This is a genomic window from Arthrobacter sp. NPDC092385 (assembly GCF_044755105.1).
GTDB lineage: Bacteria > Actinomycetota > Actinomycetes > Actinomycetales > Micrococcaceae > Arthrobacter_D.
Map to the genome: position 1 here is coordinate 66253 of NZ_JBIVQL010000010.1, position 14026 is coordinate 80278.

The following is a 14026-nucleotide window of genomic DNA, read 5'->3' on the forward strand; positions in this document are numbered from 1 at the left end:
GTATGCGCCGCAGGGCCTGTCGGGACGAGCCTGCCGACCCGTGTCGGTGGTCCGTAATAAACTGGAGCAACTCTTCCCCGCCATCACCCTCCTGACGCCTGTCCTGGATCGTGCCCGTTCCGCCAAGGAGACCCTCCCGCCGTGACACCCCCCACCTCGGACTACACAGCCCGGCACCTCTCGGTCCTCGAAGGCCTCGAAGCGGTGCGGAAGCGTCCCGGAATGTACATCGGGTCCACGGACTCGCGCGGCCTCATGCACTGTCTCTGGGAGATCATCGACAACTCCGTCGACGAGGCCCTGGCGGGCTACGGCCAGAGCATCACCGTGATCCTGCACGCGGACGGCTCGGTGGAGATCCACGACGACGGCCGGGGCATCCCGGTGGACATCGAACCCAAGACTGGCCTGAGCGGCGTCGAGGTGGTGTTCACCAAACTGCATGCCGGTGGCAAGTTCGGCGGCGGCTCCTACACCGCCTCCGGAGGCCTCCACGGGGTGGGCGCGAGCGTCGTCAACGCGCTGTCCTCCCGCCTGGACGTCTTCGTCGACCGCGGCAGCAAGACCTACGCCATGTCGTTCCGCCGCGGTGAGCCCGGCGTGTTCAAGGACGGCCGGACGCCGTCGCCTGCCTCCGCCTTCGAGCCCTTCCTCGACGGCTCGCGGCTGGAGGTCGTCGGAACGGCCAAGCGTGGCGTGACGGGTACCCGGATCAGGTACTGGGCCGACCGCCAGATCTTCACCCCCGACGCGACGTTCTCCTACGAGGAACTGCAGACCCGTGCGCGGCAGACCTCCTTCCTCGTGCCGGGCCTGCGGATCGCGCTGCGGGACGAGCGGAAGCTGCCGGGCACGCCGGGGGAGACCGGACCGGTGGAGGAGGTCTTCCAGCACGACGGCGGGATCTCGGAATACGCCGAGTTCCTGGCCCTCGACGCGGCCGTGACGGACGTCTGGCGTTTCCAGGGGTCCGGCCGGTTCAAGGAATCGGTGCCGGTCCTCGACGAGCGCGGGCACAGCCAGATGGCCGAGGTGGAGCGGGACTGCGACGTCGACATCGCCCTCCGCTGGGGCATCGGGTACGAGACGACCGTCCGCAGCTACGTCAACATCATCGCCACCCCGAAGGGCGGAACGCACCAGAGCGGCTTCGAGCAGGCGCTGCTGAAGACCTTCCGCAAGGTCATCGAGGCCAATGCTCGCAAGCTCAAGGCAGGCAACGACAAGATCGAGAAGGACGACGTCTTCGCGGGACTGACCGCCGTCCTGACGGTCCGGCTCGCGGAGCCGCAATTCGAAGGCCAGACCAAGGAGATCCTCGGAACGTCCGCGGTCAAGGCCATCGTGGCGAGGGTGGTGGAGAAGGAGCTGCAGGCGCGCCTGTCCTCCTCGGCCCGCAACGACAAGGCGCAGTCGGCCCTCCTGCTGGAGAAGGTCGTGGCGGAGATGAAGTCGCGCATCTCGGCACGGGTGCACAAGGAGACGCAGCGGCGCAAGAACGCCCTCGAGACGTCGACCATGCCTGCCAAACTGGCCGACTGCCGGATCGACGATCCGGAGCGTTCGGAACTGTTCATCGTCGAGGGCGACAGCGCCCTCGGGACCGCCAAGCTCGCCCGGTCCTCCGACTACCAGGCGCTCCTGCCGATCCGGGGCAAGATCCTGAACGTGCAGAAGGCATCCGTGGGGGACATGCTGTCCAACGCCGAGTGCGCCGCCCTCATCCAGGTCGTCGGCGCCGGTTCGGGGCGGAGCTTCCAGCTCGATGCCAGGCGCTACGGCAAGGTGATCCTGATGACCGACGCGGACGTCGACGGAGCCCATATCCGTACCCTGCTCCTCACACTGTTCTTCCGGTACATGCGCCCGCTCGTGGAGGCCGGGCGCGTGTATGCGGCCGTCCCGCCGCTGCACAGGGTGGAGGTGGTCAACGGCGGCTCGAAGGCCAACGAGATGATCTACACCTATTCGGAGGCGGAGCTGACGCGCCTCCTGGCGGCGATGGAGAAGCAGGGCAAGCGGTACAAGTCCCCGATCCAGCGGTACAAGGGGCTGGGGGAGATGGATGCGGGACAGCTCGCCGAGACCACGATGGACCCGAGGCACAGGACGCTCCGTCGCGTCCGTATCCAGGAGGCGGAATCGGCCGAACGCGTCTTCAATCTGCTGATGGGCAGCGACGTCGCTCCGCGCAAGGACTTCATCATCGCGGGAGCCGCGTCGCTCGACAGGGACCGCATCGACGCCTGAGGGCACGGGCCGGCCGGCGCCGGCGGGGGATCACTGCCGCCTCCGGCCGGAGCCCTGCCAGCTCAGCCGAGCAGTTCGGGGGCGACCAGCAGGACGGGCGGCACCACCATCAGCATGCCGGCCGCGGACAGGGCCAGCCCCTGCTGAATGCGGTTCAGGGGCGGCAGGGGCGTGAGCAGGCGGCGGATCCGATGGGCGGTCGATCGGGCGTCGGTGATGCCTCCGGTGACGTCCGCCGCTCCGAGGGCCTTGCTCCGGCCCTCCTCGGCGAGGGGATCCTCGAGCGCATCGGGCGCCGAGGGGAGGGCCCCGGAGCCGACGATGGCGATGGCACGGATCAGCGTGGGTTCGTCGACATGGCGCAGGGCCTCGTCATCGGCCAGCATCTCGATCAGTTCGCTCACGGCCCGCTGCGCGAGCCGGGAGGTGGGGAGCCATGGGAGCGCCGACCGCCAGGCGGCGAAGGCCCACAGCAGGAGGTGGTGGCGCTGGTGGAGGTGCGCGTTCTCGTGCGTGAGGACGGCGTCGAGTTCGGCCTGGCTGAGGAGGTCCATGAGGCCGTCCGACATGACCGTCACCGACCGGGCGCCGCCGGGAAGGCAGTACGCCACCGGTGCGGGGTGGTTGATCACGAGCGTGGCCGGCTGGTCGACGGCGGGGGAGCTCAGCAGGTTGAGCATGTCGCGGTGGCGGCTCCGCTGCCGGCGGATCCGGACGAAGGTCAGCGCCAGGGTGAAGACGAGGTGCCCGAAGAGCAGGGTCGCCGCGCTGATCGCGAAGACATGGATCACGCCGAGGGTCTGCGCCGACTCGTCGTCGATCAGGATGTCGAAGAAGCCCGCTGACGCGGAGACGAGGTTGTCACCGAGGGGTTCCAGCCCCCACACGAGCATCGCGCCGATCATCGACAGGCCTCCCGCGAGGGCGATCGACTGCCAGAGCACCATCGCGGTGAACGGTGCGCGCGCGGGCCACGAAGCGCGCGACAGCGCGATGGGAGCGGGCCACGCGAGGATGATCGCGAGAGCCGCGAGCAGGTAGGAGGCCCAGAACACGGTCCGGTCAGCTGCCGCCGAGCAGCTTGCGCAGGGTCTCCGCCTCTGCCTCGGACACGCTGCCGATGAAGCGGGCGAGGACCGCCTCACGGTCCGGCGCGGTCACGAGCACCTCGTGCATGAGCTCGGCGGTGTGGTCCTCCCGGCTCGTCACCGACCTGTACCGATGGGGGCGGCTGTCGCGCTCCCTCTCGACGAGGCCCTTCTTCTCGAGTCGTGACAGCACGGTGAGGACCGTCGTCACGGCGAGTTCGCGTCCTACTTCTCCCGACGGCGCCTCCGCGATGGCGTCCCGCAGCTCATTGGCGGTCATCGCCTCCGGTGTTGCCCACAGGAGGTCCATCACTGTGCGTTCGAGGTCTCCGAGCGTTGCCATGTTCTTTCCTTCGATCAAAACGTGATCCGCGTCCTTCCGGGCCCGGATCCGCTCCCGCGGGGAGCAGTGAAGCGTGGTGCATCTAACGTACAGCGTTACGCCGGACATTTCTACTCTGTGTAGAAACCGATCCGCACTTGTTCTACGATAGGTAGAAGAACTTCTTCTACGACGCGTAGAAGTTCCGTCGACGCCGACGCCAGGCGCTGCTGAAAGGGCCCGATGGAAGCCTTGGAAATTGCCAGGTGGCAATTCGGAATCACCACTGTGTACCACTTCCTCATGGTCCCGCTGACCATCGGGCTGGGGCTCCTGGTCGCGATGATGCAGACCATGTGGCACCGCACGGGCCAGGAGCACTACCTCCGCATGACGAAGTTCTGGGGGAAGCTCTTCCTCATCAACTTCATCATGGGCGTCGCCACGGGCCTCGTGCAGGAGTTCCAGTTCGGCATGGCCTGGAGCGAGTACAGCCGCTTCGTCGGGGACGTCTTCGGGGCGCCCCTGGCCATGGAGGCGCTCCTCGCCTTCTTCGTCGAATCGACCTTCCTCGGCCTCTGGATCTTCGGGTGGAACCGCCTCCCGCGCGTGATCCACCTGCTGTCCCTCTGGGCCGCCGTCCTGGCGTCCGTCTTCTCCGCCTATTTCATCCTCGTGGCGAACTCGTGGATGCAGCATCCCGTCGGCGTCGAGATGATCGACGGCCGGCCGGTGATGGTCGACGCCTGGGCGGTGTTCACGAACAACACCGCACTCGTCGCCTTCCCGCACACCGTCTTCGGAGCACTCGCGGTGGCCGGCGCGTTCCTGCTGGGCATCAGCTGGTACCACCTGTGGAAGCGGCGCCATGACGGCCTCGACACCGTCGCCGCGGACGGGACCGTCGTCGTCGGTGGCCGGGGTGGCGCCAGGGACACCGTGGACCACACAGTATGGCTGCGCTCCGCGCGGGCCGGCGCCGTGGTCGCCATGATCGCCTTCGCCGGCACCGGGATCACCGGTGACCTGCAGGGCAAGCTCATGTTCGACCAGCAGCCCATGAAGATGGCGGCCGCGGAGGCCGCCTGCCATGACGGCACGGGCTTCTCGATCCTGTCCGTCGGCAACCTCGGCGCCCAGAGCTGCGACGACATCACCGCGGTGATCGAGGTACCGGGCGTGCTGTCCTTTTTGGCCAATGGCGACTTCACCACCGAGGTCAAGGGCGTGAACACCCTGCTGCCCGAGTACCAGGAGAAGTACGGCACCACGCTTCCGGACGACCCGATGTACGGCGAGCGCGCCGGCACGGAGATCGACTACCTGCCCGTCATGGAGGTCACCTACTGGGGCTTCCGCATCATGATCGGCTTCGGCGCGATCGCCGCAGCAGCCGCTGGCGCGGCCCTGTGGGTCCTGCGGAAGGGAACCGTCCCGGAGTCGCGGTGGCTCATGCGGCTCGCGGTGTTCGGGATCCTCGCCCCCTTCGGCGCCAACTCCGCGGGCTGGATCTTCACCGAGATGGGCCGGCAGCCGTTCGTCGTCGCGCCCAATCCCGACCCGTCGGGCATCGACAGCGTCTTCATGTTCACCGCGGCGGCGGTCTCGCCCGGTGTCTCCCTGGCGGAGCTGGTCGCCTCGCTCGTCGTGCTCACCGCCGTGTACGCCGTCCTCCTCGTCGTCGAGGTGAAGCTGCTCTTCACCTATGTCCGCGGCGGCACCGCATCCGCCATGCCCGAGCTGGTCCACGCCGGTGACGACGCGTCCGGGCCGGACGGCGGCAGGAAGGACGACGGCGACGTCCTCGCCTTCGCCTACTGACCGGCCCGCCCGGCTGCCGGCCCTCCGGCCGGGCAGCCGGCGCCGAACCTCCCCTCTTCCTCACCGCTCCGATCGAACGGAAGGCTCTCCCATGACCGAGGCCCTGCCTACCCTCTGGTTCGTCCTGATCGCCGTGCTGTGGGCCGGCTACCTGTTCCTCGAGGGTTTCGACCTCGGGGTCGGGATGCTCATGAAGCTCATGGCGCGCAACGACACGCAGCGCCGTGTCCTCCTCAACACCGTCGGCCCCGTCTGGGACGGCAACGAGGTGTGGCTGGTGACGGCCGTCGGCGCCATGTTCGCCGCCTTCCCGCACTGGTACGCCTCCCTGCTGTCGGCGCTGTACCTGCCGTTCCTCCTCGTGCTCCTGGGCCTCATCTTCCGCGCCGTCGCCTTCGAATGGCGCGGCAAGCGGAACAGCGACGCGTGGCGCAACCGCTGGGACTGGGCGATCGCCCTCGGGTCCTTCATCGCCGCGGCAGGAATCGGCGCGGCCCTCGCACTCACGACGACGGGACTGCCGCTCGACGCCAACGGCGACCGCGTGGGCGGGCCCTTCGCCTGGGCCACCGCCCCCGCACTGCTCGGAGCGGCCGCCGTCGTGCTGTTCTGCCTCGTGCATGCCGCGGCGTTCGTCGCCCTCAAGACGGAGGGCGGGGTGCGCGGCCAGGCGGACCGCCTGTTCCGCCGGCTCCTGCCCGTTGCGATGATCCCCTTCCTGGGGTGGGCGCTCCTCGTCCAGCTCACCACGGGCTCGGTGGTCACGTGGCTGGTCGTCGTCCTCGCCGTGGCGGCGTTCAGCGCCTCCTACCGCTGGTCCCTCGCAGGGCGCGACGGGCGTGCCTTCGCTGCACTCGGAACCGGGATGCTCGCGCTCGTCGGATCGATCTTCGGTGCCGTCTTCCCTGTCGTCCTGCCCTCGACCCTCGACGCGGCGTTCGACCTGACCGTCGCCAATGCCTCGTCCTCGCCCTACACGCTCGGCCTGATGAGCATCGTCGCCTGCTTCGGGGTACCGCTTGTCCTCGCCTACCAGGCGTGGACATACTGGGTCTTCCGTCGGCGCGTCTCGGAGGCCAGCATCCCCGCGGCACACGACGTCCCAGCCCTGTGAGCGGAGCCACCAGGACAGCCATGCCCGAGACACGACAGCTCGCACCGCCCACGGACCACGCTGCCGCCCGGGAGGCCCGGGCCGTCTCCCCGATGGCGGCGCTGAGATCGGGCGGACCGGCGGGAGCGGCAGGTTCGACGTCGGCCGTGTACCTCCTCGGAATCCTCGCCGCCGCACGCGCAGCGGGCCTGGTCCTCATGGCGCAGGCCCTCGCGCTCGGCATCGCCTCCGTGGCCGCGGGATCTCCCGACGTCCGGGCGGTCCTCCTCCAGGGCGCGCTCGGCGCCGGCCTGCGCACGGTCGCGGCCTGGGGGCAGGACGCGACCGCGGCGCGCCTCGCCCTCGGGGTCAAGGAACGCATGCGGGAGGCGGCACTGCTGCGCGTCCTCGATGACGGCGGCACCACGCGCGCGGCCGCCGGCGGCCAGGGATCCCTCGCGGTGCTGCTCACGCGCGGGCTCGACGGACTCGACAGGTACTACACGCAGTACCTGCCCGCGCTCATCACCTGCGCGGTGGTCCCGCTCCTGGTCGGGGCGCGGATCCTGGCCGCCGATTGGGTCAGCGCCCTCATCATCGTCCTCACGGTGCCGCTCGTGCCGGTCTTCATGGCGCTGATCGGCCTCCACACCCAGGAGCGCACACAGGCGGCCGCGGCCGCGCTCGGCCGCCTGTCCGACCACCTGCTCGAACTCGCCAGGGGACTCCCCGTCCTCGTGGGCCTCGGCCGCGCCGCCGAACAGACGCGGGCCCTCCGTGACATCGCCGGCGCCTACAGTGCCCGCACCATGACCACGCTCCGCACGGTCTTCCTCTCGTCCCTGGCACTCGAACTCATCAGCACCATCTCGGTCGCCGTCGTCGCCGTCTTCGCCGGGGTCCGGCTGATCCACGGGGACCTCGGCCTGGAGACGGCCCTGATCGCGCTCATCCTGGCGCCGGAGTGCTACGGGCCCCTGCGCGACGTCGGTGCCGCCCACCACGCCAGCGAGGACGGCGAGGAGTCCGGCGCCCGCGTCCGTGCGGTGATCGACGCTCCCGCGGCTGCCGAAGCCGTCCCCGGACGGGCGCCGTCCCCGGCCCGGTCAGCCGGGGTCCCGGGCAGCATCGCCGTCACGGGACTGACGGCGCGGTACGACGGCGCCCTCCGGCCCGTCGTCGAGGACGTCACGTTCATCCTCGAGCCCGGCTCCGTCACCGCCCTGCGCGGAGCGAGCGGGTCCGGCAAGTCCACGCTCATGCGCGCGCTGGCCGGGGGAGCGGCGGTTCCGGCAGGTCTCCGGCTGGAGGGGCAGGTGACGGGGCTCGAGGAGGGCGTCGTCGCCTGGGTCCCGCAGCACCCCGAGCTCCTGATGCAGACCGTCGGGGCCGAACTCGCCCTGTACGGCGGTCCCGGGACGGACTCCGTGGCCGTCGAGGACCAGCTCGCCGCCGTCGGTGCCGCTGGGCTCGCCGACCGTCGGGCCGGAGAGCTGAGCCCCGGCGAACTGCGGCGCGTCGCCGTCGCCCGCGCGCTGCTCAGGGCGCAGGACCCGTCGGTCCGCCTCCTCCTGCTCGACGAACCGACCGCGCACGTGGACGAGGGTGCCTCCGAGGCGATCCGCTCGGCCATCGGGGCGCGCCGGCCGGGTCTCGCCGTCCTGCTGATAGCGCACGACGACGAGACGGCCGCCCTGGCCTCGGCCGAGGTCCGGCTCGGCGTGGAGGCCGGGACGGAGGCAGGATCGGCCTCCGGCAGCGATGCGCCCTCGCTCCACGCACCCGTAGCGTCCCCGGCGCCGGGCACCGCCGCCGTGAAACCCCTCGACTCGTCCGCCCCGGCACCCGCCGCGGACCGTGCCCCACGACATGCGGACCCCGCCGGTGCGGACGGTCCCGCGCTGCGACCCTCCGCCGTCGGCCCGGTGGCCTGGCTCCGCCCCGCCCGCGACGTGCTGGCCCTCGTCCAGCCGTGGGACCGCCGCTTCCTCGCGGCCGCGGTGCTGGGCCTCGGTGCCTCCGGTTTCGCGGTCGCCCTGACCGCCCTGAGCGGCTGGCTGATCGTCCGGGCCGCTGAGCAGCCCCCGATCCTCTACCTGCTCACCGCCATCGTCGGCGTCCGGTTCTTCGGCATCGGGCGATCGCTCCTGCGCTACGAGGAACGCCTCTGGCTGCATCGGGCCGTCTTCCACCGCGCGGATGACACCCGGCTGCGGCTGTGGACGGGCCTGCTCCGGGCGGGACGCTCGTGGCGCACGATCGCCCGCGGCTCCGGCGGCATCGAGCGGCTCGTGGGCGATATCGACGAGCTGCGGGACCTCTCCTCGCGTGCCCTGCTGCCCTTCGTCACGTCCGTCCTCACCGGGCTCGCCGCACTCGTCGCCACGGCCCTCCTGCATCCTGCCTCCCTCGGCTGGCAGGCTCTCGCCGTGGGTGCGGCCCTCGTCGTCGCCCCCGTGATCGCGGTGGTCCGCGAGCAGGCGGCCGGGGCTGCGGCCGTGCAGGTGCGGGCCGACGCCCTCGAACGCATCACCAGCCTCCTGCGCGCCGCGCCGGATCTCAGGGTGAACGGCGCCCACCGCGCGGCCCTCGACCTGACGAGGCGGCTCGACGAGCGGGCGGCTACGGCAGCCGGACGTTCGGCTGCTGCTGCGGGGGCCTCGACGGCGGTGATCGTCGCCGCCTGCTGTGCTGCCTCCCTCGGCATCCTGGTCACCGCCGCCGGCCTGCCGGCGGACCTCACGGCCGTGCTGGTGCTCATGCAGCTCGCGCTGATCGAACCGTTCGTCGCCGGAGCCTCAGCCGTGCAGCACTGGGGCCCGCTGTCCACGGTCTCGCGTCGCATCCTGCCGAGGCTCGGCCCCTCCCGGGACTGGCGGCAGGACACCGGCACGAGCGGGGACCGGTCGGTCGCCCCCGTGCGGACGATCGAGCTGCAGGGCGCCGCGGTGGGCTACGAGCCGTCCCGGCCGGTCGTCGCCGACGTGGACCTCGCCCTGGTGCCGGGGCGCTGGACCGCCCTCACCGGACCCTCCGGCAGCGGCAAGTCCACCCTGATCGGGGCATTGCTGGGATTCCTGCCGCTCGAGGAGGGCAGGCTCCTCGTGGATGGCGTGCCCGCTGCGCCCGGGAGCGTGCCGCGCATCGCCTGGTGCCCCCAGGAGGGCCATCTTTTCGATTCCAGCCTCCGCTCCAACCTGCAGCTCGCCCGGTCGGCCGGAGACCCCGCGACGGAGGAGGAGCTCGAGTCGGCCGTCCGCGCCGTGGGACTGTCGGGGATGGTGGCCGGCCTCGAGCACGGGCTGGATGCTCCCGCAGGAGCCGGAGGATCACGCCTCTCCGGCGGGCAGCGGCAGCGCCTCGCGGTCGCCCGCGCCCTGCTCACCCGGTCCGGCGTCGTGCTCCTCGACGAGCCCACCGCCCACCTCGATGCCGACGGCGCCCGCTCACTGCTCGAGGACCTGCGGGCCGGGCTGTCCGGGCACGCCGTCCTCCTGGTCACCCACGACCGCGACGAGGCGGCGCTGTGCGATGAGGTGGTGGCGCTGGACGCTTCTCCGCGCGCCACCGTCACCACCGGAGCAGCAGGCCACACCTGATCGCGGCCCGCGGCCCGGAGGCTCGATTCGCAGGAATCAGGGCAGGCGCACCTGCCCTGCCATACGCTGGAGGGATGACGCCCGAGACACCCCGACAGGACGCCGTCCCCGCCAGTGGGCAGGGCCCGGATGCGCCGCCCCTGCCCGGAATCCTGCGGTGGCGGCCGCTCGGCTACGCGGACATCGACCCCTGGCTGGCGCTGATCCGTCGGATCGCCGTGCAGGACGAACCGGACTGGGTGGAGCAGCGCGCCGACCTCGAGCAGGCGCTGCGGGCGTCGAAGAACGATCCGCGCCGGGACACGATCGCCGGGTTCGACGGCGAGGGCGTGCCGCGCGCCTTCGGGCGCCTGTCGATGAACCCCGGCTCCTCCCTCGTGCACGGGGCCGGCGGTGTCGACCCCGCATGGCGCGGGCGCGGGATCGGACGTGCCGTCCTCGCCTGGCAGGCGTGGCGTGCGGCGATGCGGCTGCGGGAGACCGGTCGGACCGACGGGACCTTCCGCAACTATGTCGAGGAGCGCAATGCCTCGCACCTGGCGCTGCTCAGGGCGAGCGGCAGCACCATCGTCCGGTACTTCACCGAGATGACCAGGCCGCTCGATCAGCCGATCCCCGATCTGCCGTTCCCCGCCGAGCTGAGACTCGTGAGCTTCGCCGAGGGTACCGATCGCACCATCGCCGAACTCGTCCGCCTCGCGCACAACGACGCCTTCCAGGACCACTGGGGGAGCGAGCCCCGCGACCAGGAGTCCTGGCAGTTCACCGTCAGCCACCCTGAATTCCGCGCGGACTGGAGCCTCGCGCTCCTCGATCCGGCGAAGGGCGAGGTGGTGGCGTACCAGCTGGCCAGCTACGACCCCGATTCGAAGGAACTGCTCGGGCACTCCGAGGGGTACACCGACCTGCTGGGTGTCCGGCGCAGCTGGCGGGGGCGCGGGCTCGCACCGGCGCTGCTCGCGGAGGCGATGAGGCGCTATCGCGCTTCCGGCATGGAGAACGCGGGACTCGGCGTCGACACCGAGAATCCCTCCGGGGCCCTGGGCCTGTACGAACGCATGGGGTACGTGCCGACCCAGCGTTCGATCGTCTTCGACCTCCCGCTCACGGCGCCGGCCGGGTGACCTGTCCCGGCCGCACGCGCCGGCCCTGCCCCCTCGGGCCGCAGCAGTTACAGCAGCGTCCCCTGGGCGTCGTCGTCCCCGCCCGGTCCTGAGCGCACGGGGTCGGCCGAGCCCTCTCCGGTCCCCCTGCCCACCCCGGATCCGGCGGTGGTGCCCGTGGCGGGGCGCGGTGCCCGGACGAGGCCGAGCAGGCTCGGACCGACGGCATCGATCTGCTGCGTCAGGGGAACGCCCGAGCCGTCGCGCCGCCCGTGTTCCGTGGGCAGCGCCCGGGCCACGCCGTTGGCCGACGCCGCGCGGGCGGGTCCATGGCCCGCCCAGGCGAGCGAGAGGGCTTCCTCGCCGCGGAGGAACCGGTGCGCCCGCACGCCCGCCGTGGCCCGGCCCTTGACGGGGTACTCGGCGAACTCGGTGACCTTCGCCGAGCCGGCGGAGGTGCCCGGCAGCGCGTCGCCCGCCGCGGTGACCGTCACCACCACGCCCTGGTCGTCCTCGGGAGCGACCGCCCCGAAGTGCAGGACCGCGTCACCTGCTGTCAGCTTGATACCGGCCATGCCACCGGCCGTCCGGCCCTGCGGGCGCACCGACGCCGCCGGGAAGCGCAGCAGCTGCGCCAGGCGCGTGATGAAGACGAGGTCCTCGGAGTCCGGGGCGCAGGCGATGCCCACCACCTTGTCCTTCGGCTTGAGGGCGATGACCTCCCAGTCGTCCCGGTTCAGCGGATACTCCGGCTGCACGCGCTTCACCACGCCCTGCGACGTGCCGAGGGCCACCACCGCGTTGAGCGGCGCCAGCCCCACGAGGCTCTCACCCCGTTCGAGGGTGATGAACTCCGACGACGGCACCCCGCCCGCCAGGTTCGGCACGCCGGCGGTGGGCGGCAGGGAGGGCATGTCCAGGACCTGGAGGCGGATCATCCTGCCCGCGGAGGTGACGGCTCCCACTTCGCCGCGGGCCGTCGAGGGGAGCACGGACCGGAAGGCGTCGTGCTTGATCCGCTGACCGTCACCCAGGGGCTGGCGGTCGGAGGTACGGGCGAGCTGTCCGGAGGCGGAGAGCAGGACCCAGCAGGGATCGTCGGCGATCTCGAGCGGCATCAGCGCCTTCGCGCCCTTGCCGGCAGGAGCCGGCAGCACCGACCCCTTGAGCGGAGCGGCGGCCTCCGACTCGAGCAGCACCGTGCGCCGCGGCGTGGCGAACTGCTCCGACAGCTCGCCGAGCTCGTCGGACACGAGCGTGCGGAGCCGTTCCTCGGACCCGAGGACGGCCTCGAGCTCGGCGATGTCGAGCCGGAGTTGCTCCTGCTCCTTCTCGAGCTCGATCCGCGAGTACTTGGTGAGCTGGCGCAGCCGGAGTTCCAGGATGTGGTTCGCCTGGATCTCCGAGAGGTCGTAGATGGACATGAGCCTCGTCCGCGCCTCCGAGGACTCGTCCGAGGACCGGATGATCTGGATGACCTCGTCGATGTCGACGATCGCGATGAGCAGGCCCTCCACGAGGTGCAGGCGGTCGAGCTTGCGCTGCAGCCGATAGGACGTGCGACGGCGCACCACCAGGATCCGGTGGTCGACGTAGACCTTCAGCAGCTCCACGAGTCCGAGCGTGCGCGGCTGCCCGTCCACGAGGGCCACGTTGTTGATGCCGAAGGAATCCTCCATCGGCGTGAAGCGGTAGAGCTGGGCGAGCACCGCGTTGGGGTTGAAGCCGTTCTTGAGCTCGATCACCAGGCGCAGGCCGTGCATGCGGTCCGTCAGGTCGACGATGTCCGAGATGCCCTGGAGCTTCTTGGCGGTGACGGCGTCCTTGATCCGCTCGATCACCTTCTCCGGACCGACGGTGTAGGGGAGTTCCGTGACCACGAGGCCCGTGCGCCGGGCCGACAGCTGCTCGACCGTCACGGTGGCGCGGGTCTTGAAGGAGCCCCGCCCGGTCGCGTAGGCGTCCCGCACGCCGTCGAGGCCCACGATCTTGCCGCCGCTCGGGAGATCGGGTCCGGGAACGAAGCGCGTCAGGTCCTCGAGGGAGGCGTCCGGGTTCGCGATGAGGTGGCGTGCCGCCGCGACGACCTCGCCGAGGTTGTGCGGCGGCATGTTCGTGGCCATGCCCACGGCGATCCCGCTGGCGCCGTTGACGAGGAGGTTGGGGAAGGCCGCGGGCAGCACTTCGGGCTGCGTGAGCTGGTTGTCGTAGTTCGGGACGAAGTCGACGACGTCCTCGTCGAGGTGGTTCGTCATGGTCAGGGCGGCAGCGGCCAGGCGGGCCTCGGTGTACCGCGCCGCCGCCGGGCCGTCGTCGAGCGACCCGAAATTGCCGTGCCCGTCGATGAGGGGGAGCCGGAGGGAGAAATCCTGGGCCATGCGCACCATGGCGTCGTAGATGGCGCTGTCCCCGTGGGGGTGGAGCTTTCCCATGACCTCGCCGACGACGCGCGCGGACTTCACGTGCCCGCGGTCGGGGCGCAGCCCCATGTCGGTCATCATGTAGAGGATGCGCCGCTGGACGGGCTTCAGGCCGTCGCGTGCGTCGGGCAGCGCACGGGAGTAGATCACGGAGTACGCGTACTCCAGGAAGGACTCCTCCATCTCGGCTTCGACGTCGATGTCGATGATCTTCTCGGTGAAATCCTCCGGCGGGGCGGAGTTCTGGCGCCTGGCCATGTGCGTGGCGGTTCCTCAACAACTCGGGTGTGCGAAGCGGGTGGTCGGCGGGCATCCGCGCGCCGCGGACGG

At 71.1% G+C, this 14026-nt stretch carries 8 protein-coding genes; 5 read left to right on the forward strand and 3 right to left on the reverse strand.

The genetic code is table 11. From position 1 onward, the window contains the following. Window positions 1-141 precede the first annotated feature (141 nt). Window positions 142-2250: a type IIA DNA topoisomerase subunit B gene (locus ACIQCY_RS13625; protein WP_400484430.1), complete on the forward strand. Its 2109-nt coding sequence runs from the start codon at window positions 142-144 to the stop codon at window positions 2248-2250. Between the two features lie 62 nt (window positions 2251-2312). Here ACIQCY_RS13625 and ACIQCY_RS13630 read toward each other — a convergent pair whose 3' ends face one another. Continuing rightward, on the reverse strand, window positions 2313-3305 hold the full coding sequence (locus tag ACIQCY_RS13630) for a M56 family metallopeptidase (protein ID WP_400484431.1): 993 nt from the start codon (window positions 3303-3305) through the stop codon (window positions 2313-2315). 7 nt (window positions 3306-3312) lie between these two features. Then, window positions 3313-3681: a BlaI/MecI/CopY family transcriptional regulator gene (locus ACIQCY_RS13635; RefSeq protein WP_400484432.1), complete on the reverse strand. Its 369-nt coding sequence runs from the start codon at window positions 3679-3681 to the stop codon at window positions 3313-3315. Between the two features lie 222 nt (window positions 3682-3903). On the opposite strand from ACIQCY_RS13635, the gene ACIQCY_RS13640 reads away from it, so the two are divergent. The 4 genes from ACIQCY_RS13640 (at window position 3904) to ACIQCY_RS13655 (ending at window position 11297) form a co-directional block, all read left to right on the forward strand. Next, complete coding sequence (locus ACIQCY_RS13640) at window positions 3904-5481, forward strand: cytochrome ubiquinol oxidase subunit I (protein WP_400484433.1); 1578 nt, start codon at window positions 3904-3906, stop codon at window positions 5479-5481. A 91-nt stretch (window positions 5482-5572) separates the two neighbouring features. After that, on the forward strand, window positions 5573-6595 hold the full coding sequence (cydB, locus tag ACIQCY_RS13645) for a cytochrome d ubiquinol oxidase subunit II (RefSeq protein ID WP_400484434.1): 1023 nt from the start codon (window positions 5573-5575) through the stop codon (window positions 6593-6595). Between the two features lie 20 nt (window positions 6596-6615). Then, the gene (gene cydC / locus ACIQCY_RS13650; RefSeq protein ID WP_400484435.1) at window positions 6616-10173 is read left to right on the forward strand and encodes a thiol reductant ABC exporter subunit CydC; all 3558 of its coding nucleotides are present in this window, start codon (window positions 6616-6618) and stop codon (window positions 10171-10173) included. A gap of 74 nt (window positions 10174-10247) precedes the next feature. Next, window positions 10248-11297 (forward strand): GNAT family N-acetyltransferase, encoded by a 1050-nt coding sequence (locus ACIQCY_RS13655; RefSeq protein ID WP_400484436.1) that lies wholly within the window; start codon window positions 10248-10250, stop codon window positions 11295-11297. A gap of 47 nt (window positions 11298-11344) precedes the next feature. On the opposite strand, the gene ACIQCY_RS13660 is transcribed toward ACIQCY_RS13655, so the two are convergent. Further along, the gene (locus tag ACIQCY_RS13660; protein WP_400484437.1) at window positions 11345-13954 is read right to left on the reverse strand and encodes a DNA topoisomerase (ATP-hydrolyzing) subunit A; all 2610 of its coding nucleotides are present in this window, start codon (window positions 13952-13954) and stop codon (window positions 11345-11347) included. Window positions 13955-14026: the final 72 nt, after the last annotated feature.

Excerpts from the sequence above, each read along its gene's own strand:
- ACIQCY_RS13635 (WP_400484432.1), bottom strand. The coding sequence starts at position 3,681 with ATGGCAACGCTCGGAGACCTCGAACGCACAGTGATGGACCTCCTGTGG.
- ACIQCY_RS13640 (WP_400484433.1), top strand. The coding sequence starts at position 3,904 with ATGGAAGCCTTGGAAATTGCCAGGTGGCAATTCGGAATCACCACTGTG.
- cydB (WP_400484434.1), top strand. The coding sequence starts at position 5,573 with ATGACCGAGGCCCTGCCTACCCTCTGGTTCGTCCTGATCGCCGTGCTG.
- cydC (WP_400484435.1), top strand. The coding sequence starts at position 6,616 with ATGCCCGAGACACGACAGCTCGCACCGCCCACGGACCACGCTGCCGCC.
- ACIQCY_RS13655 (WP_400484436.1), top strand. The coding sequence starts at position 10,248 with ATGACGCCCGAGACACCCCGACAGGACGCCGTCCCCGCCAGTGGGCAG.
- ACIQCY_RS13660 (WP_400484437.1), bottom strand. The coding sequence starts at position 13,954 with ATGGCCAGGCGCCAGAACTCCGCCCCGCCGGAGGATTTCACCGAGAAG.